Source organism: Hwanghaeella sp. LZ110, from assembly GCF_048892525.1.
In the GTDB taxonomy this organism is placed as follows: Bacteria; Pseudomonadota; Alphaproteobacteria; order UBA8366; family Aestuariispiraceae; genus Pacificispira.
In genome coordinates, this window is sequence record NZ_JBLZHT010000008.1 from 1 (window position 1) to 21,893 (window position 21,893).

Genomic DNA, 21,893 nt, shown 5'->3' on the forward strand with positions numbered 1-21,893 from the left:
GCGCGCGGGTCCGGCAAATCCCCGAACGTGTCTTCAAACTGCTCCATGAGGTCCTCCGCAAATGGAAAACCTCCTTAGAATCCTGTTCGCCGCCTATGGCAAATCTGCCATATGCGATTCCCCTGCCTCAAGGGGGGAGGGGTAAAATATGGGGCTCCCCTCCTCAAGGGGGGAGGGCAATAGAAAGTTCTCATGCGATGGGCGGGACCAGCTATCCGTCCTTAAAACTCAGTTTGAGATTTTAGTGCCAAAGCCGTTTTCTTCGGCAACGCTCAGCGTATGGATGGCAATGGCGGTGTCTTGTACGCCGGTGCCGGTCAGGTCACAGATAGTCACATCACTGGCGGATTTGCGTCCCTTTTTCGGGGTGCTTAGGATAGCGCCCAACTCTGCAACGGGCATGTCTTCTGGCACGATTCCGGCCCCGACCGCGTGATGCAATTCGCCCAGGCGGGCCGACTGGCTGTGACGGTCACAGGTGAACAAATCCGCTTCTGCGATCACATCAGGCGCCAGTTCGTTCTTATGTTCGGCATCGGATCCCATCGCGGTGATGTGCAGGCCGGGATGCAGCATGCTGGCATCAATCAAAGGTTTACGGCTGGGGGTGGTGGTGACCACGATATCGGAATCCCGTACCAGACCGGCTATAGAGCTGGATACCGTGACAGTGGCGGATGTCAGGCGTTCAATATCCTGGGCGCAGGCTTTGGCCTTATCGGCATCGCGCCCCCAGACATGGACCGTATCAATAGGCCGCACCATCGCCAGGGCCTGCATTTGCAGCCGGGCCTGAACGCCGGTGCCGATCACGCCGGCGCGTGTCGCCCCTTCCGGGGCCAGACAGCGGGCGGCGACCGCGCCTGCCGCTGCGGTGCGCATGTCAGTCAGATAACCATTGTCCAACAGCACCGCGCGAACCTGGCCTGTCGTGGCATCATGGACAACCATCAGTCCGCTGGTGGTTGGCAGGCCGATTTTGGGATTGTCAAAAAAGCCGGGGCTGATCTTGATCGCAAATCCTTCCAGACCGGGGACATAGGCGGTTTTTACGTCCACTTCGCCATTCTTGTCTTCCATATCCATCCGCAGGATGGGCGGCATGGAGACTTTGCCCGCCGATAGTTTCTTGAAAGCATCTGCGATCAAATCGATCAGGGTCATATCCAGCGATACCGCCTGGCGCAGCTCGTTTTCTGTCAGGATCAGAATTTCCCGCATTGGGTTATGCTCCTCCGTCGGGTTGCACATTGGCAAGGTCAACATCTTCCCCACCTGCGATGCGGGTGAAGATATCCATATCAACATTTCTGCCGCTGATCACAACGGTAATTCGTTTGCCTTTGGCTTGTATTTTATCGGCCAGCAGGGCGGCAATGCCGACGCTGCCCCCACCTTCTGCAACAATTTGTTGATCGCGATACAGGGCGCGCATGCCTGCTGCAATCTCTGCCTCGCTGACCAACAATGTCTCATCCACCAGATCGCGGCACATGGCGAAGGTATAGTCATTCTCCAGGCCAATGCCGCCACCAAGAGAATCCGCCAGCGTCGGCGTTTCAACTACTTCGACGGGATGGCCTGCGCGGATGCTGTCATACATGGCGGGCCCGCGCTCCATTGTGACCCCGATAATTCTGGTGTCGGGTTTCAGGGTTTTCACAGCCTTGGCAATACCCGCCATCAGGCCGCCCCCGGATAGCGGCACGATGACCATATCCAGTTCCGGCCAATCCTCGATCAATTCAAGCCCAATCGTGCCCTGACCGGCAATGACATCGGGATGATCAAAGGGGGACAGATAGACCAGGCCTTCCTCTTTCATCAGGCGCAGGGCTTCCAACTCTGCCTCATCCTGGCTTTTGCCACAGATGCGGACCTCGCCACCGAATCGTTTGATGCCATCGATCTTCACTTTGGGCACCAGTTCGGACATGCAGATCACCGCGCGCACGCCCAGCAAATTGGCGGCATAGGCAACGCCGCGCCCATGATTCCCGGTGGAGCATGTCACGACGCCCTTGGCACGGTCTTCCTTCGATAGGGTCATAATCGCATTGGTCGCACCGCGCAGTTTGAACGCGCCGGTCGCCTGCAAGGTTTCCAGCTTCAGGCGAACCTCTGCCCCACACGCATCGGACAGCGGAAAGGCTGGCACCAGGGGGGTGCGCAGCACATGCGGGGCTATTTGATTGCGGGCCGCCTCAATCGCGGAAAAGGGAACGTGTTTCTGTGTCATCGTGCCAAGGTATGTGTCTGAACCCGATAGCACAAGATGCCGATGTATTGTCGGCGAAACACGAACCTGCTCTAGTATGGGAAAGCCTGTTTTCATATCACTGCCCCCATGCTTCTTCTCCGAAAGGCCAATTGACGATGAATGTTACACGGCAATCCGCTGGTGTTCTGGTGGCTGAAATGCGGACGGGTCGGTTGCGTTGTGTTGAGGTGATGGAAGCTTTTGCTGATCGGATAGAGCGGTATAATTCACGCGTGAATGCGATCATTCAGTTGGACCTGGTCAAGGCTTTAGATGCTGCTGCGGTCGCAGATAAGGCGCGCGATGCCGGACAGGCGATGGGGCCGTTATTCGGCCTGCCGGTTGCGGTGAAGGATAATTATGATGTGGTCGGGTTTCGAACCACCTATGGTGCCCCTGCTTTGCGCAACAATTGGCCGGATGCAGACAGTTTGCATATCGCGCGAATGAAGGCCGCCGGGGCCATTGTCGTGGGCAAAACCAATATGCCGGAATTCGCCTTTGGGGAGGATACGGATAATCCCCTGTGGGGGCGCACGCGCAATCCCTATTGCCTGAACCGCACGGCCGGATCCAGTTCCGGCGGGTCCGGCGCGGCACTGGCATTGGATCTGGTCGCGCTGGCCGATGGCAGTGATCTGGGCGGGTCAACCCGCATCCCCGCCAGTTGGTGCAATATCGTCGGCTATCGCCCGACCACTGGGGTGGTGCCTAAGGTTCCCAGTGTGGCCCCGTTCGACCGGTTGCATGTGGTGGGGCCTATGGCGCGACGGGTCGATGATATCCGACTTTCCCTTTCGGTGGTGTGTGGCCGTGATGTCAGAAGCCCGATCACCGCCCCCTTTGGACCACAGGAATTCGCCGCGCCGCTGACAGGCAATCTGGCGGGAATACGGATCGCCTTTTCCGTGGACAGCGCGATCTTTCGCATCGATTCCTCGGTGACGGACGCCCTGACCCCCTGTGCGGATGTGCTATCTAAAGCCGGGGCCAAGGTAACTGACGCCGCACCGGATGTGCGGTTCCTTGCCCGCAGTCAGCCGGTCTTTCGCGCCCTGTGTGCGGCGGAATATGCCGGTTGGGCGGTCGATGAACATGGCCTGGAACTGGGGCATCTGATCCTGGACCTGGTGGGTCAATCCCGCCGCCTGACAGGGTATGAGATTGAGCGCGCCAATATGATGCGGGTCAAGGCCTGGCACCGCATGGCAAATTTCTTCGACAGTTATGATCTGGTCTGTTGGCCAACCAGCAGCGGTTCCCCCTTTGCGCCGGATATGCCGGGCCTGAAGGAATTTGACTGGGATACGGTTTGCATCAGCCCGGCGCTGGATTTGCCCAGCATCTCTGTGCCGGCAGGGTTCACCCAGGATGGATTGCCAACAGGCCTTCATATCCTGGGACCGCCCGGCAGCGACCGGCTGGTGTTGGAAGCGGCGGAGGCAATAGAGCGCGGTCTGCAAATGTGGCAGCGCAATCCCCCGAATGAGAAACTGGAAGTGGCCTCAACGCGATAATTAAGCTGGATTCAGGCAGAATTGCCTGTCTGTGGAATTGGATCCAGGTTCAACAGCCTTTGTCGGATGGATTGTTCGCTGATATCGAACCGCCGGACGACATCCTGACAATAGGGGTTGAAGCGGCAGACTTCTTCAAACAGCTGCATATCATGGCGCACGCTGTCGACCGCATCCATCAGGAAGCCAAAGGATACCGTGTCGATTTCTGTGCGCTCAAAGCCGCTATGGGAAATGATCTGACCGATGTAATGGGTCAGGAACAGTGTTTCGGCCAATTCACGGTCATGGGTGTCGGCAGTCTTTTCCACCACAACGAAGCCTTCCTGGCGCAACCGCTCCCGGAAGGGTTGGTCCAGGTCAGGGCCTAGATTCGATTCCGTAATGACAATGCGGAAACCAGAGACATTTCCCGCCTTCTTCGCATAGCTTTCGGGCCCGAACATCGGGTGGGTACAGATATAGGGCTGATTGGGCACCAGGTCGCGGATCAGTTGGCCCGTATAGCCCTTGACGGTTGCAACATCGATCAGAATGGTATCGGGGCGCAAGCGGTCACGGATCGACAGCAGTGTATCGGCATAGGCACTGATTGGCATGCACAACAGCAAGGCATCACAGTCCAGGGCGTCTTCCAGCGTTGTGAACAGGCCGTCTCCCGGTGTGGCGCGACGACGATACAGGCGCACGGATACATCTGGCAGAAAACGCTCTGCCAATTTATGCAGGAACGAGCCGAAATGCCCATAACCTAAGATACCCAGCGAGAAGCCCGCCATATTCACCACTCCATACTGCGATAATGCCGCGTCTTTATCGGCTTCGTCGCCAATGGGCAACCATGCTGCCATGCAAACGCAACAATTGAAGCATTGGACGAACCGGGTTTAGGGGCGATATACTAGGGGAAACATAAGGAGTAATGCGGAATGGCGGATTTTGAGAAGAAGACTTTGGCGGAATGGCGCGCCCTGTTGGAAAAGGAATCCAAGGGGAAGGGCGAAGCCGATTTGACCTGGGACTCCCCGGAAGGAATATCGGTAAAGCCGCTGTACACCGCTGAGGATCTGGCCGGGCTTGAGCATATTGATACCATGCCGGGTTTCGCGCCCTTCACCCGCGGCCCCAAGGCATCGATGTATGTTGGTCAGCCCTGGACCGTGCGCCAATATGCCGGTTTCTCTACCGCCGAAGAATCAAATGCCTTCTATCGCCGCAATCTGGCGGGTGGGCAGAAGGGGTTGTCTGTTGCCTTCGATCTGGCGACCCATCGTGGCTATGACAGTGATCATCCTCGTGTCGTGGGCGATGTGGGCAAGGCGGGTGTTGCGATTGACAGCGTTGAGGATATGAAGATCCTGTTCGACCAGATTCCCCTGGATCAGATGTCGGTTTCCATGACCATGAATGGGGCGGTGCTGCCGGTTCTGGCAGGCTATATCGTCGCGGCGGAGGAACAGGGCGTATCCCCGGAAAAGCTGTCCGGGACGATCCAGAATGATGTGTTGAAGGAATTCATGGTCCGCAACACCTATATCTATCCCCCCAATCCATCGATGCGGATCGTGGCGGATATTATTGAATATACCGCCCAGAACATGCCGCGTTTCAACTCAATCTCGATTTCTGGCTATCACATGCAGGAGGCGGGATCGACGCTCACTCAGGAACTGGCGTTTACGCTGGCTGACGGGCTGGAATATGTGCGTGTGGCGGCTGCCAAGGGATTGGATGTGGATGCCTTTGCGCCGCGTTTGAGTTTCTTTTTCTGTATCGGCATGAATTTCTTCATGGAGGTCGCGAAGCTGCGCGCTGCGCGGTTCCTGTGGGCCGATCTGATGAAAAAGCACTTCCAGCCGAAGAATCCAAAATCGTTGATGTTGCGCACCCATTGCCAGACATCCGGCTGGTCGCTGACGGAACAGGACCCTTACAACAATGTCGTGCGCACAGCGGTTGAGGCGATGGCAGCCACGCTGGGCGGCACGCAATCGCTGCATACCAATGCCTTTGACGAGGCAATTGGCCTGCCCACGGATTTCTCTGCCCGGATTGCCCGCAATACGCAATTGATCCTGCAGGAGGAAACCCAGATCACCCGCACCGTCGACCCGATGGCAGGCTCTTATTACGTGGAAAGCCTGACCGGTGCGATGATTGAGGAAGCCCGCAAGCTGATCGATGAAGTCGAAGCCATGGGTGGTATGACCAAGGCGGTCGATACCGGTTGGCCAAAGATGAAGATCGAAGAAAGCGCGGCAGCCCGCCAGGCCCGAATTGATCGGGGCGAGGAAACCATTGTTGGTGTCAATAAATACAAATCCGGCGATAAGGACCGCATCGATATTCTGGATATCGACAATGATCAGGTGCGCGAGAAACAGGTTGCGCGGTTAAAGAAAATCCGCGCCAGCCGGGATCAGGCGGCCTGTGACGCGGCCCTGGACGCCCTGACCGCGGCAGCGCAGGATGGCTCTGGCAATTTGCTGGACCTGGCCGTTAAGGCCACGCGGGCGCGGGCTACAGTGGGCGAGATTTCTGATGCGATGGAAAAGGCGTTCACCCGGCACCGGGCCGTCATTCGCTCCATTACCGGGGTCTATGGCTCCGCCTATGACGGGGATGCGGGCTTTATGAAGATACAAGAGGATATTGCCGGATTTGTCGAACGCCAGGGCCGCCGCCCGCGTATGCTGGTGGTGAAAATGGGCCAGGATGGTCACGATCGCGGTGCCAAGGTCATCGCCACCGCCTTTGCCGATATCGGCTTTGACGTGGATATCGGGCCGCTGTTCCAAACCCCGGAAGAGGCCGCCAACCAGGCGATTGAGGCGGATGTCCATGTTATTGGTGTTTCTTCTCAGGCAGCGGGTCACAAAACACTGGTGCCCCAGATGATCAAGGCCCTGAAGGACAAGGGCGCCAATGATATCCTGATCGTCTGCGGCGGCGTCATTCCGCCTCAGGATTATGACTTCCTGCTGGAAGCAGGCGTCTCAGCAATTTACGGCCCAGGCACCAACATCCCGGCCGCAGCAGGCGAAATTCTGGGCCTGATCGAAGAGGCGGTGGCAGCACAGGCAGCGGAGTAGGGTTGCAAAAAGGACCGAAAAGGACCATTTTGGACCAATCCAGTGACTGAGGAGGTTCTGCTGTGGCTGTAAATGTTAAGTTATCAGAAGCGCTGGTTGCAGAGGCCAAACGGGTGGGGTCTGTAAGTCATCGCTCTTTACCTAAGCAGATTGAATATTGGTCGCAGATCGGAAAAATATCTGAAGAAAATCCCGACCTGCCCTTCAGTGTCATTAAAGATATTCTGACGTCGCGAACTGAAACGGCGACGGAAGAGTATGTCTTTGGCGAATGACGCGCGTCTTTCAAACACCCACATTTAAGCGAACCATAAAAAGGCTGCGTGGCGAGCAAAAGGTGGCCCTTGATGCTGCGATTCGGGCTGTTCTGAACGCACCAACGCTGGGAGATGCCAAAGTTGGTGATCTGGCGGGCGTGCGCGTTCACAAGTTTCGCGATCATACGCATATGGTGCTTATGGCCTATGCGTATTCTGAGGCAGACGATGCAATCACGTTACTGGCGCTTGGCAGTCACGAAAATTTCTATCGTGATTTGAAACGCGGTTAGGATTCAGTCTGTGTCGGGCTTGTTGTCCCGGCTGAGCCCGCGCCTGCGGGAAAAGTCGCTGAGGCGCAGTTGGGTGCGTTGGCGCATCAACTGAACATGGCTGCGCAGGGTGGGGGTCTGTTTGGGTTCCAGGACCAGGCCGATTTCTGTGATTTTGCCATCGTCATCAATGGTCCGCACCACCAGTTCGACGCTGCCCAGGCGGGCGCGGTCGCCCTGGGCGGGCTGGCCATGGAATTCCTGGGTCATGAAGTCCGCCAGGGACAGTTGGGCATTTGCGGCAGGAACGGTCGCGCCATATTGTTCTGATACATCCGCCAGTGTCGCCTCCGCCGATAGGGTGAAGTCGCCTAGAATGGCGGTGTCATCGGACCCGGCGGGTGCCGCATAGATGTTATCCAGCAAGGAGATCAGGCGGGGGGCGGCGAATAGATAAACATGGTCATTCGCCTTCAAAGGCCCTGCCTTATGCACGGTCAGGGCCTGACCATCGCGCAGGATCAGCACCGGCCTTGCCCAGCGCGGTACGCGATCGCCCCGGGCGACGGTGCTGTCTGGATGAATGCGATAGGAAATAAGCTCCATCGCAGCATTGCCGGGCAGTTCCAGTTCCACACGCTCAACAATACCCGGCTCGTCCGGGGCCAGCACCTTCAGTTTTCGGGCGGTCAGCGGGATCGTCCAACCCTGAATCAACAGGGACGACAGAACCATGATGAAAACGATGTTGAAGTATAAATCCCCATTGGGAACCCCACCCAAAGTGGGCATGACTGCCAACAGGATAGAGACCGCGCCGCGCAGCCCCACCCAGCCGACAAAACCGATTTCGCGGTTTGAGAACCGAAAGGGCTTGAGGCAAAGATAGGTGGCAACGGGCCGGGCGATGAAGATCAGGAACAGCGCCAAAATGATCGCGGGCAGGGCAACAGCGGCAAATTGTGAAGGGGTCGCCAACAAACCCAGCGCCAGGAACATGCCAATCTGGGCCAGCCATGTCATGCCCACCTGAAAGCGCCGCAACCGGGCGGCATAACGAACCCCGCGGGCGCGGGCGACGACGCCGGCCAGATAGGCCGCCAGAAACCCGCTGCCGCCAATCAATCCGGTTCCGGCAAAAAGCATCAGGGCGGCGGCCAGGGCCAGGATGGGATACAGCCCGGCCTCTAAACTGCGCATCCAGTTCAGCATCCAGGCGATGGCGAACCCACCGACCAGCCCGGCCAGGAAACCGATCCCAATTTGTTGTGCGAACCGGTTCAGCAATTCCCATCCCAATGTATCCAGCGGCAACCCTTCGCTTGCGGCAATCAGACTGACCAGGCTGGCGACCAAAAAGATTGCCATCGGGTCGTTGGCACCGGATTCGATTTCCAGCGTTGTGCGCACACGATTGCGCAGCGTAATGCGCCCCGTGCGCAGCAAAAAGAACACCGCCGCCGCATCGGTAGAAGCAACGATCGCACCGATCAGCATCCCTTCCTGCCAATCAAGATCCAGTAGAAAGTAAGCCGCCACACCGACCAGACCGGTCGTCAGGATGACGCCCAATGTGGCCAGAACCAGGGCCGGTGCGCCGGCCGTGCGGTAACTTTTCAAAGGGGTTTCAAAACCACTGTCGAACAGGATGATCGCCAATGCCAGGGAGCCGATGAAATAGGCCGTGGCCCCGCTGTCAAAATCAATCCCCAACAGGCCGTCTTCGCCGGCCAAAAGGCCGATACCCAGAAACACCAGCAATAGGGGCGCGCCAACACGCTGAGAGATCAGGCTGGTCAGCGCACTGATGGCGACCAGCCCAGACCCGATAAGGATTGCAATGTTGATGCCGTCAAACACGTTTTTTCTTCTTTATAAATGCAATGAACTAGATATAGGGCATCTGACGAATATTTATAGCGATAGAATTGTTTGCAGGCAGCCAAACAGGCCTGACCCCCTACAATGGGATCACCCCCCGGCCTGACTGCGGCACAAGGCATCGGCGCGGGATTTGAACAGGGTGGCCTGCTGGGCAGTGATGGTGCCATCTGCCTGCATCTTATCGATCCCGGCATCGCGTTCGGTGACACAGGCCTGATAGGCGGCCTCTGCTGGATCAATGGGGGCAATGGGGGCGGGCATCAGGTCGTCGCGGTGGTGCCAGGCGATCACACCGGCGCTAGCAATCATGACCAGAACTGCAATCACACGACCCAGCATGATTGGATCCTTACTGCATGGGATTAAGCGACATCAATGGTACCATTAATTTCCACAGTCAGGTCCACCCCGTCTACCGTCAGGACCATTTTTGCTTTAAGCGGTGAGTCCAGTCCCCCTTTTTCTGAGGCCTGGCGCACCGCAGCCTCTATTTCCCGTTGGGAGGTGACCCCCACCGTTTTCAGGAACTTGCGGACGGACATGTTAAAGGCATCTTCATTCATGGCAGATTACTCCTGTTTCAGCCGACTTCATTCAAGGGCAGGTTGACCAGAAGGTTCTGGGGCTTCATGCGCAGGGTGTTGGTATCATCCATCGCCAGGCCCAGATAGATCGGTCGACCCTGGACCCGCTCCAGCACTGCATCCTGGTTTTTGATCTCCAGACGGAACAGAGATAACAGACGGGCAAGCCGGGCTTCTTCAGGTTCCTTCCCATGATACAGATCATTCAGCAGCGCCGAGGATTCCGTGTCCAACCCGGTATGCCAGACCCATTTCTCGTCCCGAATGGATTGCACGGGGTGAATCCGGCATTCCACGTCCAGAAAATAGGCGATCCATTTCTCCGCCACCCGACAAAAGGCATCCAGACCCGGCTGGGCGAAGGTCAGGTTCAGCACTGTATCAAACCGATCAGATCGCGCCCAATAACTGCCTGCCGTTTCTTCGGTCAGGACATCCAGATCCACCTGGGGCATCGCGGTTTTGCTTTCCACCAATAGGCGTCCCAGGTCGCCAAAGCCGCCGGTCGTGGCATAACGATCCACGGTTTCTTCATCGGCCAGCATGATCTGACCATCCTGAATGGTCACCTTTTGCGTGCGAAAGAACAGCTCTGCTGCGCGCGCTTGCAGTGGGTTTTGTTCAGCATTCAAAATGTGGCGCATCACGGCATGGGCCAATTGATCCATAAACAGCGCGGGGACGGGAAAGGTCGGCCCCTGGACCAGTTTACGATATGCGGCTTCCAGGGTTCCGGCCTGAACCAGAAGGTCGCGGAAATTCAGAAAAACCTCAAAATTGTAACGCGCATCCTGGTCTTCGAAGGCATCCAGCCGCGCGGTTTCAATATGTTGACGTGGGTTGTCCATCAGGTCGGCATGAACCGCCCGCTCTATGGCGCAGGACTCGGCGACCGGCGCTAATTCCGGGCGGCTCAGATAGGCGCAAATCAGCGCATCGGTGACCGGCAAATGCCCTTCGGCATTCGGGGGGGTCAGTCCATAACCGGAGGATATCCAAAAATCGGGTCGAGAGGCCATAATCACCTATAACTCCCAGCTTGGGCCAGCAAGCAAGCCGCTGAGCTTCAGGGTTTGAGGCTTTCCATCGCCGGTGATGATCAAGTCACCCGTGTCCGTCAGGTCTGTGACCAGACCGCGCACCAGCGTCCCATCATTGGGGAAGCTGACCTGACTATCGCGCCCGGCGGCGCGTTCCAGCCATAAATCCTTTATAGAGACCAGGCCATCACGCTGCCAGCGATCCAGCCAGTTCAGAAAATAGCGACAGAAGCTTTCCAGCAAAGCCGGGGCGGAGGCTTCCCCGGCCCCCTCTTCATACAGCGATGTGCGGTCCAGTGTTTCACCGGGAAAGGGGTTTTTAGGATTGCCCATGATATCAATGGAAATCCGCGCCAGCATCCAGTCAGGAACAGTTGAAAGGTCCTCTTGCTGGGTGAATAAGGCCAGCCCCCCGGCCAGAGCGCCATTCACAAATAAGCGGTCAGGCCACGCCATATGAACCGCAACGCCCGGCGGCAGGGTTGCGCCCAGGGCATCATTGGCCGCCAGCATCAGGGGATAGATCACCTGAATCGCGTGCGATAATTCCGTTTCCGGTGCCAGCATGATAATGGCGTCCAACTGATCGGGGCGTTGTGAATAGCAAACCGTGCCGGGATCCATCCGCCTGCGTGTTGCGCGATACAGTGCCTCTCCCGGCAGGTTTGCATCGGGGGCGAAACCCATTCCAGTAAACAGCGGTGGTAGATTCAGGTCTTGTGACGGCACAGAGAACACACTTTCACGAAACGAAGTCTTGCGGTCAGCGTTTCTGACGTTAAGACTGTCCAATATTAATCCTTGTGAATATCTTTACGGTATCGGAGCCGACGTTTCCAGATGTCGAAACAGCATTTGATGACAACCAGTGAAATTGCCGCCTATCTGCGCATTAAAGAGCGCAAGATTTATGATCTGGTCGCCTCGAACCGGATCCCGTGTACGCGGGTGACCGGCAAGCTGCTGTTTCCCAAGCCCTTGATCGATTTATGGATCGCGTCAGAAACAGAAGGCGGCGGATTGGAGCGGACAGAGCGCCGCCCCCCAATCGTTGCAGGCAGTCATGATCCTTTGCTGGATTGGGCCTTGCGACAGGCCGATGCCGGGTTGGCGACCCTGTTTGATGGCAGCCTGAATGGATTGCGGCTGTTCCTGGAGGGTCAGGCGCTGTTCTGTGGTCTGCATGTGCCCGATGCCAGCGCCGAAGACCCTTTGGGGTCGACGGCGAACCGATATCTGTTTGGTGCTGGGGGAGAGGCTGGCGGCGCTGCCGCCCGTGTTGTTCTGGTGGAATGGGCACGGCGCAGCCAGGGACTGATCTTGCCAAAGGGGAATCCAAAAAATATTCAATCCTTGCAGGATCTGGCTCAGCAGGGGGCGCTGTTGCGTCCACGCCAGCCCCAGGCTGGCAGCCGGGTTTTGCTGGAAACCCTGATCATGAAAGCAAATATGAAACCCGGTTCTGTGCAGATGGATAAGACCGTCGCCCGCAGTGAGATGGAAGCCGCAACCGCTATTGCCGATGGAGAGGTCGATGCGGCCTTTGGCATTGCAGCGGTCGCGAAACGATTCGATCTGGATTTCGTCCCACTGGCGACGGAACGCTATGATCTGGCCATCGACAGGCGCGATTATTTTGAAAAACCGTTTCAGGCCTTGCTGGCCGTTACCCGCAGTTCGCAATTTGCAGAGCAGGCAGAACGGCTCACCGGCTATGACATTTCCGGTCTGGGCCAGGTCATGTTTAACGGCTGAGGGTTAAATCGCGGTTCTGTTACAGTGCGTCATCGGAGATGGTACGCAGCGTTTGCCAACCGCCCTCCATGGCGATGAACAGGGCCGGCACTTGCGGCAGAATGTTTTCCGCATAAAATCGCGCTGTGGCAATTTTCGCCTTCAGGAATTCAGTATCCCCTTGTGGGTCTTGAGCCAGCTTTTCCAGGCACGTGCGGGCTGCGCGGGCCAGGACGGCACCCCCTGCAGTAATGCCAAAGGCGCGCAGGTAATACGCAGCACTTCCGCCCACTGCATCCGGATTATCCTTTGCTGTGTCCAGCAACCATTCCGTGGCATCTTCCAGCGTGTCGACGGCGATGGCGAAACGCTTGCGAATGACGGCCATATCGTCGCCTTCGACATCGTTCAGGGCGGTGATCAGGATATGCACCTCATCCAGATATTCCTGGGCAGCCTTGCCTTCATCGCGCAGCAGTTTACGACCGACCAGATCCATTGCCTGAATGCCATTCGTGCCTTCATAAATTGGCAGGATACGACTGTCGCGGAAATGCTGGGCGATCCCGGTTTCTTCAATAAAGCCCATCCCGCCATGAATTTGCACGCCCATGGACGTCAGTTCGACCGCCATATCGGTAAACCAGCCTTTGATAACAGGCGTTAACAGACCGACCCGGCGTTCCGACCACAGGCGCCAGGATTCATCATGATGTCGCTTTTGTTGATCCAGGGCCAGCATGGTTTCCAACACCAGCCCGCGCATCGCTTCTGCATGGCTGCGCATTGTCATCAACATGCGGCGCACATCGGCATGATCCGCAATGGGGGCCAGCTTCTTGTCACCTGCGCGACCCTGTTTGCGATCCAGGGCATAGCTGCGCGCCTGTTGATAGGACCGTTCGATGATAGAAAGGCCTTGCAGGCCAACGGCCAATCGGGCGTTGTTCATCATCGTGAACATATATTCCAGGCCCCGGTTTTCTTCCCCGACCAGATAGCCGATTGCCCCGCCATTATCACCATAAGACATGACGCAGGTAGGTGATCCGTTGATCCCGGTCTTGTGTTCGATGGAGACACAGCGCAGATCGTTGCGCTCGCCCGGGGTGCCATCGTCTTTAAGGATATATTTCGGCACCACGAACAGAGAGATTCCCCGCACACCTTCTGGCGCATCTTCACAGCGGGCCAGTACCAGATGGATAATGTTTTCCGCCATTTCATGTTCGCCATAGGTGATGAAAATCTTCATCCCCTGAATGCGATAGTGATCACCATCCCGTTTGGCCCTGGTCTTGATCAGGGATAAATCCGATCCGGCCTGTGGCTCGGTCAGGTTCATCGTGCCGGACCATTCGCCGGAAATCATTTTTGGTAGATAGGCCGCTTGCTGTTCCGGCGTGCCATGGACCTGCAACGCTTCGACCGCACCCTGATTCAGCAGGGGGCACAGCGCCCAGGCCATATTCGCCGATTGCCACATCTCGGTAACGGCGGTGGCAATCGTCCAGGGCAGTTCCTGGCCGCCATATTCTGCCTCAAACGGCACGGAATTCCAGCCGCCTTCAACAAAGGCATGATAGGCCTCTGTATAGCCATCGGGGACACGCACGACGCCGTTCTCAATTGAGGCACCCTGCTTGTCGCCGGAATAGTTGATCGGGGCCAGTTGCTCTGAGGCAAATTTTCCAGCCTCCTCTAAGATCGCATCCACCAGATCAGGAGTTACCTCTCCGCAGCCGGGTAACTGCATGACCTGTTCCAACAGGCCCATGTCTTTCAGGACGAATTGCAGGTCACGGATCGGCGCGGCGTAAGGAATCATGGGAACCTCATTTCAACAGGAATTGGCGCAGATCTTTAAGCGTCAGGGATCGTTTTGCCGGGATTCATAAGTCCTTTTGGATCAAATAGAGTTTTCAGCGACCGCATCATATCCAATTCCACCGCAGATTTACAACGCAACAACTCGTCGCGCTTGGATCGCCCGATACCGTGTTCTGCTGAAATCGACCCATCCAGGGACAGGGCGACATCATGAACACGATGCTGCAACTCGGCATAACGGCCCAAAAACTCCCTGGCGGGCATGTCGATCGGCTGGGACAGATTGTAATGAATATTGCCATCGCCGACATGGCCGAAGGGATAGGGGCGAATGCCAGGCATCATCTCTTCCACCGCCGCATTGGCCTCGCGGATAAAGCGTGGAACCTGGCTTACGGGGACGGAGACATCGTGCTTCACCTGAGCCCCTTCGCGAACTTGCGCTTCGACAATGGCTTCGCGCAGGAACCAGATCTGGGCGCGTTGATCTTCCGATTGTGGCAATACCGCATCGATCACAAGGCCGTCTTCAAAGGCGCTTTCCAGCAGGGATTCCAGGGCAATTCTGGCGGCCCCATCGGTGCGGGGCCCACCGATTTCCATCAGGATCGTCCAGTCATAGGTTGTGTCGAAGGGCTGTTTGGCTCCCTCGACATACTTTTCTGCCCAATCCAGCGCAAATCCAGGCATCAATTCAAAGGACATCAGCGCATCGCCGCTGGCGGACCGGGCCCGCTCCAACAGGGTGACAGCCGTATCAAGATCGGCAATAGCCACCAGGGCGGTTGCACGTTCTTTTGGCAGCGGGAACAGCTTCAACACCGCTGCTGTGATAATGCCCAAAGTACCTTCGGACCCTAAAAATATCTGTTTCAGGTCATAGCCGGTATTGTCTTTGCGCAACCGTCGCAATCCGCTCCAAATCCGCCCGTCGGGCAGCACGACTTCCAGCCCCAGCACCAGATCGCGGGCATTGCCGTAACGCACAACATTAATACCCCCGGCATTGGAGGCCAGATTACCGCCGATCTGACAGGACCCTTCCGCCCCCAGGCTGAGTGGGAACAGTCGATCTGCCTGTTCCGCCACGCCCTGCAGGTCTTTCAGAATGCAACCCGCCTCAACCGTCATTGTGTAATTGGCGGCATCCACATCGCGCACCGAATTCATGCGCCCCAGATTAAGCAGCAGTTGCCGTCCCGTTGTATCGGGTGTCGCCCCCCCGACGCGGCCGGTATTGCCACCCTGTGGCACAATTTGCAGACCTGCTTTGTAAGCGATTGCCAGTATTTCGGCCACTTCTTGTGTATTGGCGGGGCGGGCCATTCCCAGGCACCGTCCTTCATAGACGCGCCTGGAATCAATCAGCCAGGGGGTCAGCGTTTCAGCATCGTCGACCCATCCTTTTGGGCCGAGGCATGTGCGGATACGAGACAGCGCGTCGCGCTCCACGTCGGTCGGTGTATAGGGCATCTCTGTCATAAGGTCAGATGTAGACCTTGATCCGCCGTCAAGCAAGAAGCTGCGTAAGGGGATGGGCGAAGGACACCCAACATACGATATGAAATATTAAATTTGTCACATCCGGGTCACACAGAAGTAACTCAGAAAAACTAAGAATGTAAACGGTTACAGCCTAGACTTGGGCGTACCTTATTTTGTGCGGATTTGATGGAAGATGTCAGATAAGAAGCGATCAAAAAATACGATCCGGGATGTGGCGCTGGATGCAGGGGTTTCCATCGCAACGGTTTCCCGGGTAGTCAACAAATTGGGGACCGTCAGTAAGGAAACTGAAGAGCGGGTGCAGCAATCCATTGATCGCATGGGTTTTCGGTTAAATGCATTTGGGCGCGGCCTGTCGACATCGCGCAGTTATACTATCGGGGTGATGATCCCCAGCCTGTCCAACCCGGTTTTCGCCGATGCGGTATCCGGGATCACTCAAGAGGCCAGCAAGGCTGGCTATAATGTCATGATCGCTGCAACGGACTATCAGCATGCGGCAGAAATCAGCACTGTTTCGACATTCCTAGAGCGACAGATCGACGGAATGATTTTAACCGTCGCCGACCCGATGCACAGTGATGCCCTGGATATGCTGGAGGCTGCACAGGCCCCCTATGCCCTGATTTACAATCAAGTCTCAAAGAGTGACAGGCTGACTGTGACGGTCGATAACGTTGCGGCCGGGGACGCTGTGGCGCGGTGTTTTCATGCTCAGGGTCACAGAACCATGGCGATGATATCCGGCAGTTTTGCAGAATCCGATCGCGCCATTGCCCGTCGGGATGGCTTTGTGACGGGGATTGCCGCACTGGGTCTGCCCACGCCCGTCATCCATGAAGTCGGCTTTGTGAATCTGGATATAGAACCTGTCTTGCAATCTCTGTTTGAAGATCAGGACAAAGCCCCGACCGCGCTGTTCTGCTCTAATGATCTGCTTGCCATATCCGTCATCAGCGGCCTGGAGCGACGCGGCCTTCGTGTGCCCGATGATGTTTCGGTCATGGGCTTTGATGGAATTGCAATCGGCACACATCTTCACCCCACTCTGGCAACGGTGGTTCAGCCGTCCAAACGGATGGGAGAAGTTGCGGCGCAGTGTTTGCTGTGTCGTATCAACGGGGAGGGGGGCATGCAGTCAACACTCCTTCCCTTCACATTAAGACTGGGAGAATCGACGGGGCGCGCCTGCAAGCAACTCCCCGCCGATCTTCAGACCCCACACAAATCCGTGCACAGGAGACCCGCACAATGATTCATAGGACCCTGAAACTGTTAGGTTTGGCCGCTGCATTCAGTGTAACGGCAGGATTATCCGCAGCGCAAGCTGAAGACGCCATTTGCTATAACTGCCCCCCGCAATGGGCCGATTGGGCAACGCAATTGACGGTGATTAAAGAAAATCTGGGTTATGACATTCCCCATGACAATAAGAATTCCGGTCAGACCTTGTCTCAACTTCTGGCGGAAAAGGACAATCCTGTCGCAGACGTCGCCTATTATGGTGTGTCCTTTGGCATCCAGGCGGCCGAACAGGGTGTCGTAGACGCCTATAAGCCCACCCATTTCGATGAAATTCCAGAAGGCCTGAAAGATCCAGAAGGCCGCTGGTTTACCATTCATTCCGGTACGCTGGGTTTTTTCGTGAATGTGGCGGCGCTGGAAGGCAAGCCGGTACCCCAGTCCTGGGCTGACCTTTTGAAGCCGGAATACAAAGGCATGGTTGGTTACCTGGATCCGACATCCGCTTTTGTTGGTTATGCGGGCGCCGTTGCCGTTAATCGCGCGATGGGGGGCAGCCTGGACGATTTTGGTCCCGGTATCGAGTATTTCAAGAAACTGGCCGCCAATGATCCAATCGTGCCGAAACAGACTGCCTATGCACGCGTCGTGTCGGGTGAAATTCCAATCCTGCTGGATTATGACTTCAACGCCTATCGCGCGAAATACAAGGACATGGCCGATGTTGCCTTTGTCATTCCCGCCGAAGGCACCGTTGTGGTCCCCTATGTGATGAGCCTGGTTAAGAATGCCCCCCATGCGGAAAAGGGCAAAAAGATACTGGACTTCATCATGTCCGATAAGGGTCAGGCCGTTTGGGCCAACGCCTTCCTGCGTCCAATCCGGGCCTCTGCCATGAGTGAAGACGTGGCGAAGAAATTTCTGCCCGAGTCAGATTATGCGCGCTCCACGCCGGTTGACTATTCGAAGATGGCCGCCGTGCAGGACGGTTTTGCCCAGAAGTACCTTGCCGAAGTTCGTTAAGGTTTAAGCGTCTCCAGGCGCGGGGGGATGCATTCCCCCGCGCCTGGATGGCCCTTCAGATTGACCCTTTATTGCTTGGATCGCCTGATGAAAGCCAACAATACCCTATTGTTTTTTCTCGCCTTACCAGCGGGTCTGGTCTTTTTGGCCTTCTTTCTGATCCCCATGGTTCGGTTATTGGGTATCGGCGCATCCGGGGACGAGGGAATGGCTGCCTATCTTTCCATCCTGACAACACCGCGCCATTTTCAAAGCATGATCGCGACCGTTCTTCTGTCCTGTGGTGTGACCCTGGCGGCGGTTGCTGTTTCAACGGTTTCTGGCCTGTTTCTGGTGCGCAATCAGTTTCCAGGCCGCAGCATTCTGATTTCCATGCTGACCTTACCGCTGACCTTTCCCGGCGTCGTTATTGGCTTCCTGGTCATACTGCTGGCCGGACGACAGGGCCTCCTGGGGATCTTCACTAAGGCGATCAGCGGGGACAAGGTTGTCCTTGCCTATTCCATGGTCGGTTTGTTTATCGGTTATCTGTATTTTTCAATTCCGCGGGTGATTTTAACGGTTATGGCCGCAGCGGAAAAACTGGACTCCGCCCTGGAAGAGGCCGCCCGGTCGCTGGGTGCACCCACCTGGCGTGTTGTGTGGGATGTTATTCTGCCTGCGCTGAAACCCGGTCTGATCGCGTCCGGGGCGATCTGTTTCGCGACATCGATGAGCGCGTTTGGCACCGCCTTCACGCTGGCGACCAATATCGATGTGCTGGCTATGACGATTTACACGGAATTTACCTTGGGTGCCAATCTTGCAGGCGCAGCCAGCCTTTCCATTGTCTTAGGGCTGGTGACCTGGGCGGCCCTGTTTATCGCCCGCAACCTGTCAGGCGCTGCTGTCGCCGGGGGCGGGTAGGAAACATCCAATGAAATCGCGCACTCTCTTTTGGCTGCAATTGGCATTCACGTTGGTCCTGTGTGCCTTCCTGATTGGACCGGTGCTGCTGTCCGTCGCTGCAGGCGTTACGGAAAACTATTTCCTGGGCATAACCAGCGGCATCACAGTGCGGTGGGTGATGGAAGTATTGGCCCTGTATATGGATACAATCTATCTGTCCCTGTGGATCGCTGTGTGTTGTTTGCTGTCCAATCTGGTCCTTGGTGTGCCCATGGCCTATGTCCTGGCAAAAAAGGGCGGGCGTCTGGCGCGCTTTCTTGAGGAACTGATCGTCCTGCCGATCGCCATTCCCGGCCTTGCCATCGCCCTGGCTTTGATTGTCAGCTATGGCGGTTTTCGGGATTTCCGAACCGGCTGGGCCTTTATCCTGGTCGGTCACATTCTCTATACGCTGCCCTTTATGGTGCGGTCAGTTCTGGCCGTCCTGCAAAGCATCAATTTCCGCGAATTGGAGGAAGGGGCTGCCAGCCTGGGGGCAGGTTTCAGGCAGCGTTTTTTTGGTGTCATCATTCCCAATTGTCGTTCCGGCATATTGGCGGGGGCCTTGATGACATTCACGCTGTCTATCGGGGAATTCAACCTGACCTGGATGCTGCATACACCGCTGACAAAGACATTGCCCGTTGGACTGGCCGATTCCTATGCATCGATGCGGTTGGAAGTCGCTAGCGCCTATACCCTGATTTTCTTTATTCTGATCGTGCCGGTCCTGATCCTTATGCAGGCGCTGACCAATCGACGTTTCTGATCGCAGAAGGGGACCCCAATGTCCGCTAAGACTGAAATACATCTACGCCAATGTGGTAAAACATTTCCAGATGGCACCCGGGCACTGGAGCCCCTGGACCTGACCATCGCAGGCGGTGAAACGCTGGTCCTATTGGGGCCTTCGGGCTGTGGTAAGACGACCTTGCTGCGGATGATTGCTGGATTGGAAAGCCCTGATCGGGGCGGCCAGATCGTCTTTAACGACGATGATGTGACCCATCTGCCTATTGAGAAACGGGCTGTTGGGATGGTGTTTCAATCCTATGCCCTGTTTCCAAACATGACCGTTTGGGAAAATGTCGCCTATGGCCTGAAGGTCCAGCGACGCCCGGCTGCGGAAATCAAACAGCGCGTCCGGGGCGTCATGGATATGATGCAGATAACCCCATTGGCCGATCGTCGCATTAATCAGCTCTCCGGGGGGCAGCGCCAGCGGGTGGCCTTAGCGCGTGCGACGGCGGTTCAACCCCGGGTGCTGCTGTTGGACGAGCCGCTGACCGCCCTGGATGCATTATTGCGAGACCATCTGCGTGTCGAAATTGATACCCTGCTGCGCACGCTTGGGATTACGGCGGTCTATGTCACGCACGATCAGGGCGAAGCCATGGCACTGGGCGACAGGATCGTGGTAATGAGCAACGGTCGTATCGAACAGATCGGAACGCCACGCCAAATCTATTTTGAGCCCCACACCGATTTTGTGGCTGATTTCATCGGCACAATAAACCGGGTGCCGTCATCGCTGATCGCGAATGACAAGGGAAGCTCCCATCACGGTCCTTCTGTGATGTTCAGACCCGAGGATGTCGAAATCGTGCCTGTCGGGCAGGGGGAAATGGAAGGTCATGTCGTCTCCTGCCTATTCCTTGGGGATCGTGTTCGCATTGTCTTGGACGTTGCGGCGACAAATACTGTCACGATTGATCTGCCCGCCCGTTACACTGTTGAAATTGGTCAGAAATTGGCGCTGGTCATCGCAAAGAAGATGGCCCTGTCCTGCGTCGAATAAATCATAAGGATGATCCTATGCGCATCGCGCAATTAACCGACACACATATAAAAGCCCCTGCAACCCTGGCCTATGGGCGGGTTGATACTGCCCGGTATTTGGAAGCCGCAGTCGCCCATATCAATAGCATGGCGTCGGATCTGGATGCCGTCTTTATAACAGGTGACTTGGTCGATGGCGGTAAGGCCATAGAATATGCGGTTTTGTATTCCATCCTATCAGGCCTTACCGTTCCGTTTTATCTGGCCTGTGGCAATCATGATGACCGTGCCGGCATCCGTCAGGCTTTTCCCGATCCCCGATATGACGATGACCCCAAAGCCCCGCTGCAATATGTGATCGAATGGAAAAATCTGCGCGGCATTGTGCTGGACAGTTCTGTCCCAGGCGAATCCCATGGACAGTTTTGCGAAAGCCGTCTGGCATGGCTGGCAGATACATTGAAAGCGCGCCCAGATATCCCGGCTATGATCTTCATGCATCATCCGCCCTTCGAAACCGGCATCCATCATATGGATGTACAGAATTTACGTCAGTCTGAACGGTTTTTTGAGGTGCTGACAAAGGCAGGCACGGTACGCCATATCGCCTGTGGACATGTTCACAGGGCCTGCGAAACGGTCCTGAACGGCATTGGCGTCAGCATCGCCCCAAGTCCTGCCCATGCTGTGTCTTTGGATTTTGACCCAACTGGGCAGCCTGGATACACACTGGAACCGCCACTGCTGAGAGTGTTCAATGTCAGCGACAAAGGACAGGTCGTTTCGCATTTGAGCCCGATTGGCCAATTTGACGGTCCCCACCCGTTCTTTAACAGCGATGGTTCTTTCTTATAATCAATCACTATCGGGTATTGTGACACACTGGTGGAGAAATATGCCGCGTTAAGCACACGTTAATACCTGCTGCTTTATCATTAATGAATAT

21 protein-coding genes are annotated in these 21,893 nt (G+C 56.3%); 11 read left to right on the top strand and 10 right to left on the bottom strand.

Annotated features, from left to right (window positions below):
* Window positions 1–228: 228 nt before the first annotated feature.
* Together ACOSDM_RS15430 and eutB are read right to left on the bottom strand one after the other, a co-directional pair.
* Window positions 229–1,266, bottom strand: a complete 1,038-nt coding sequence (locus tag ACOSDM_RS15430; protein ID WP_420725445.1) for a cyclodeaminase — start codon at window positions 1,264–1,266, stop codon at window positions 229–231.
* Window positions 1,226–2,239 carry a hydroxyectoine utilization dehydratase EutB gene (gene eutB / locus ACOSDM_RS15435; protein WP_420725446.1) on the bottom strand — a complete coding sequence of 338 codons (1,014 nt, stop codon included), beginning with the start codon at window positions 2,237–2,239 and terminating at the stop codon, window positions 1,226–1,228. Before eutB ends, ACOSDM_RS15430 begins: the two co-directional genes overlap by 41 nt.
* Before the next feature lie 137 nt (window positions 2,240–2,376).
* On the opposite strand from eutB, the gene ACOSDM_RS15440 reads away from it, so the two are divergent.
* A complete protein-coding gene (locus ACOSDM_RS15440; RefSeq protein ID WP_420725447.1) occupies window positions 2,377–3,777 on the top strand; it encodes an amidase in 1,401 nt (466 codons plus the stop codon).
* Window positions 3,778–3,788: 11 nt separating this feature from the next.
* Here ACOSDM_RS15440 and ACOSDM_RS15445 read toward each other — a convergent pair whose 3' ends face one another.
* Window positions 3,789–4,628, bottom strand: a complete 840-nt coding sequence (locus ACOSDM_RS15445; protein ID WP_420725448.1) for a prephenate dehydrogenase/arogenate dehydrogenase family protein — start codon at window positions 4,626–4,628, stop codon at window positions 3,789–3,791.
* Between the two features lie 78 nt (window positions 4,629–4,706).
* Between ACOSDM_RS15445 and scpA the strand changes: the two genes are divergently transcribed.
* The 3 genes from scpA to ACOSDM_RS15460 all read left to right on the top strand — a co-directional run bounded on the left by scpA (window position 4,707) and on the right by ACOSDM_RS15460 (window position 7,419).
* Entirely contained in the window at window positions 4,707–6,869 is a 2,163-nt protein-coding gene (gene scpA, locus ACOSDM_RS15450) for a methylmalonyl-CoA mutase (protein WP_420725449.1), read from the top strand.
* 62 nt (window positions 6,870–6,931) lie between these two features.
* Window positions 6,932–7,144: a TA system antitoxin ParD family protein gene (locus tag ACOSDM_RS15455; protein ID WP_420725450.1), complete on the top strand. Its 213-nt coding sequence runs from the start codon at window positions 6,932–6,934 to the stop codon at window positions 7,142–7,144.
* Complete coding sequence (locus ACOSDM_RS15460; protein WP_420725451.1) at window positions 7,141–7,419, top strand: type II toxin-antitoxin system RelE/ParE family toxin; 279 nt, start codon at window positions 7,141–7,143, stop codon at window positions 7,417–7,419. Before ACOSDM_RS15455 ends, ACOSDM_RS15460 begins: the two co-directional genes overlap by 4 nt.
* A gap of 3 nt (window positions 7,420–7,422) precedes the next feature.
* Here the strand turns inward: ACOSDM_RS15460 and ACOSDM_RS15465 are convergent, their stop codons facing one another.
* From ACOSDM_RS15465 to ACOSDM_RS15485, 5 genes are all read right to left on the bottom strand, one after another.
* On the bottom strand, window positions 7,423–9,258 hold the full coding sequence (locus ACOSDM_RS15465; protein WP_420725452.1) for a potassium/proton antiporter: 1,836 nt from the start codon (window positions 9,256–9,258) through the stop codon (window positions 7,423–7,425).
* 111 nt (window positions 9,259–9,369) lie between these two features.
* Window positions 9,370–9,621 (bottom strand): hypothetical protein, encoded by a 252-nt coding sequence (locus ACOSDM_RS15470; RefSeq protein WP_420725453.1) that lies wholly within the window; start codon window positions 9,619–9,621, stop codon window positions 9,370–9,372.
* Between the two features lie 23 nt (window positions 9,622–9,644).
* On the bottom strand, window positions 9,645–9,845 hold the full coding sequence (locus tag ACOSDM_RS15475; protein ID WP_420725454.1) for a DUF6494 family protein: 201 nt from the start codon (window positions 9,843–9,845) through the stop codon (window positions 9,645–9,647).
* A gap of 17 nt (window positions 9,846–9,862) precedes the next feature.
* Window positions 9,863–10,885, bottom strand: coding sequence for a DUF6352 family protein (locus tag ACOSDM_RS15480; protein WP_420725455.1), 1,023 nt, complete (start codon window positions 10,883–10,885; stop codon window positions 9,863–9,865).
* 6 nt (window positions 10,886–10,891) lie between these two features.
* Window positions 10,892–11,635, bottom strand: a complete 744-nt coding sequence (locus tag ACOSDM_RS15485; RefSeq protein WP_420725456.1) for a biotin/lipoate--protein ligase family protein — start codon at window positions 11,633–11,635, stop codon at window positions 10,892–10,894.
* 129 nt (window positions 11,636–11,764) lie between these two features.
* On the opposite strand from ACOSDM_RS15485, the gene ACOSDM_RS15490 reads away from it, so the two are divergent.
* Window positions 11,765–12,661, top strand: coding sequence for a substrate-binding domain-containing protein (locus ACOSDM_RS15490; RefSeq protein WP_420725457.1), 897 nt, complete (start codon window positions 11,765–11,767; stop codon window positions 12,659–12,661).
* Between the two features lie 19 nt (window positions 12,662–12,680).
* Here ACOSDM_RS15490 and ACOSDM_RS15495 read toward each other — a convergent pair whose 3' ends face one another.
* Entirely contained in the window at window positions 12,681–14,468 is a 1,788-nt protein-coding gene (locus tag ACOSDM_RS15495) for an acyl-CoA dehydrogenase (protein WP_420725458.1), read from the bottom strand.
* 35 nt (window positions 14,469–14,503) lie between these two features.
* Entirely contained in the window at window positions 14,504–15,952 is a 1,449-nt protein-coding gene (locus tag ACOSDM_RS15500) for an FAD-binding oxidoreductase (protein WP_420725459.1), read from the bottom strand.
* Window positions 15,953–16,148: 196 nt separating this feature from the next.
* Here ACOSDM_RS15500 and ACOSDM_RS15505 point away from each other — a divergent pair, with 196 nt between their 5' ends.
* From ACOSDM_RS15505 to ACOSDM_RS15530, 6 genes are all read left to right on the top strand, one after another.
* Window positions 16,149–17,231: a LacI family DNA-binding transcriptional regulator gene (locus ACOSDM_RS15505; protein ID WP_420725460.1), complete on the top strand. Its 1,083-nt coding sequence runs from the start codon at window positions 16,149–16,151 to the stop codon at window positions 17,229–17,231.
* Complete coding sequence (locus ACOSDM_RS15510) at window positions 17,228–18,241, top strand: ABC transporter substrate-binding protein (RefSeq protein WP_420725461.1); 1,014 nt, start codon at window positions 17,228–17,230, stop codon at window positions 18,239–18,241. Before ACOSDM_RS15505 ends, ACOSDM_RS15510 begins: the two co-directional genes overlap by 4 nt.
* An 87-nt stretch (window positions 18,242–18,328) precedes the next feature.
* Window positions 18,329–19,147 carry an ABC transporter permease gene (locus ACOSDM_RS15515; RefSeq protein WP_420725462.1) on the top strand — a complete coding sequence of 273 codons (819 nt, stop codon included), beginning with the start codon at window positions 18,329–18,331 and terminating at the stop codon, window positions 19,145–19,147.
* Between the two features lie 10 nt (window positions 19,148–19,157).
* Window positions 19,158–19,937: an ABC transporter permease gene (locus ACOSDM_RS15520; protein ID WP_420725463.1), complete on the top strand. Its 780-nt coding sequence runs from the start codon at window positions 19,158–19,160 to the stop codon at window positions 19,935–19,937.
* Window positions 19,938–19,955: 18 nt separating this feature from the next.
* Entirely contained in the window at window positions 19,956–20,966 is a 1,011-nt protein-coding gene (locus ACOSDM_RS15525) for an ABC transporter ATP-binding protein (protein WP_420725464.1), read from the top strand.
* A 17-nt stretch (window positions 20,967–20,983) separates the two neighbouring features.
* Window positions 20,984–21,802 carry a phosphodiesterase gene (locus ACOSDM_RS15530; protein WP_420725465.1) on the top strand — a complete coding sequence of 273 codons (819 nt, stop codon included), beginning with the start codon at window positions 20,984–20,986 and terminating at the stop codon, window positions 21,800–21,802.
* Window positions 21,803–21,893: the final 91 nt, after the last annotated feature.

Excerpts from the sequence above, each read along its gene's own strand:
- ACOSDM_RS15430 (WP_420725445.1), bottom strand. The coding sequence starts at position 1,266 with ATGTTGACCTTGCCAATGTGCAACCCGACGGAGGAGCATAACCCAATG.
- eutB (WP_420725446.1), bottom strand. The coding sequence starts at position 2,239 with ATGACACAGAAACACGTTCCCTTTTCCGCGATTGAGGCGGCCCGCAAT.
- ACOSDM_RS15440 (WP_420725447.1), top strand. The coding sequence starts at position 2,377 with ATGAATGTTACACGGCAATCCGCTGGTGTTCTGGTGGCTGAAATGCGG.
- ACOSDM_RS15445 (WP_420725448.1), bottom strand. The coding sequence starts at position 4,628 with ATGGCAGCATGGTTGCCCATTGGCGACGAAGCCGATAAAGACGCGGCA.
- scpA (WP_420725449.1), top strand. The coding sequence starts at position 4,707 with ATGGCGGATTTTGAGAAGAAGACTTTGGCGGAATGGCGCGCCCTGTTG.
- ACOSDM_RS15460 (WP_420725451.1), top strand. The coding sequence starts at position 7,141 with ATGACGCGCGTCTTTCAAACACCCACATTTAAGCGAACCATAAAAAGG.
- ACOSDM_RS15470 (WP_420725453.1), bottom strand. The coding sequence starts at position 9,621 with ATGCTGGGTCGTGTGATTGCAGTTCTGGTCATGATTGCTAGCGCCGGT.
- ACOSDM_RS15475 (WP_420725454.1), bottom strand. The coding sequence starts at position 9,845 with ATGAATGAAGATGCCTTTAACATGTCCGTCCGCAAGTTCCTGAAAACG.
- ACOSDM_RS15480 (WP_420725455.1), bottom strand. The coding sequence starts at position 10,885 with ATGGCCTCTCGACCCGATTTTTGGATATCCTCCGGTTATGGACTGACC.
- ACOSDM_RS15490 (WP_420725457.1), top strand. The coding sequence starts at position 11,765 with ATGACAACCAGTGAAATTGCCGCCTATCTGCGCATTAAAGAGCGCAAG.
- ACOSDM_RS15495 (WP_420725458.1), bottom strand. The coding sequence starts at position 14,468 with ATGATTCCTTACGCCGCGCCGATCCGTGACCTGCAATTCGTCCTGAAA.
- ACOSDM_RS15500 (WP_420725459.1), bottom strand. The coding sequence starts at position 15,952 with ATGACAGAGATGCCCTATACACCGACCGACGTGGAGCGCGACGCGCTG.
- ACOSDM_RS15505 (WP_420725460.1), top strand. The coding sequence starts at position 16,149 with ATGTCAGATAAGAAGCGATCAAAAAATACGATCCGGGATGTGGCGCTG.
- ACOSDM_RS15510 (WP_420725461.1), top strand. The coding sequence starts at position 17,228 with ATGATTCATAGGACCCTGAAACTGTTAGGTTTGGCCGCTGCATTCAGT.
- ACOSDM_RS15515 (WP_420725462.1), top strand. The coding sequence starts at position 18,329 with ATGAAAGCCAACAATACCCTATTGTTTTTTCTCGCCTTACCAGCGGGT.
- ACOSDM_RS15520 (WP_420725463.1), top strand. The coding sequence starts at position 19,158 with ATGAAATCGCGCACTCTCTTTTGGCTGCAATTGGCATTCACGTTGGTC.
- ACOSDM_RS15525 (WP_420725464.1), top strand. The coding sequence starts at position 19,956 with ATGTCCGCTAAGACTGAAATACATCTACGCCAATGTGGTAAAACATTT.
- ACOSDM_RS15530 (WP_420725465.1), top strand. The coding sequence starts at position 20,984 with ATGCGCATCGCGCAATTAACCGACACACATATAAAAGCCCCTGCAACC.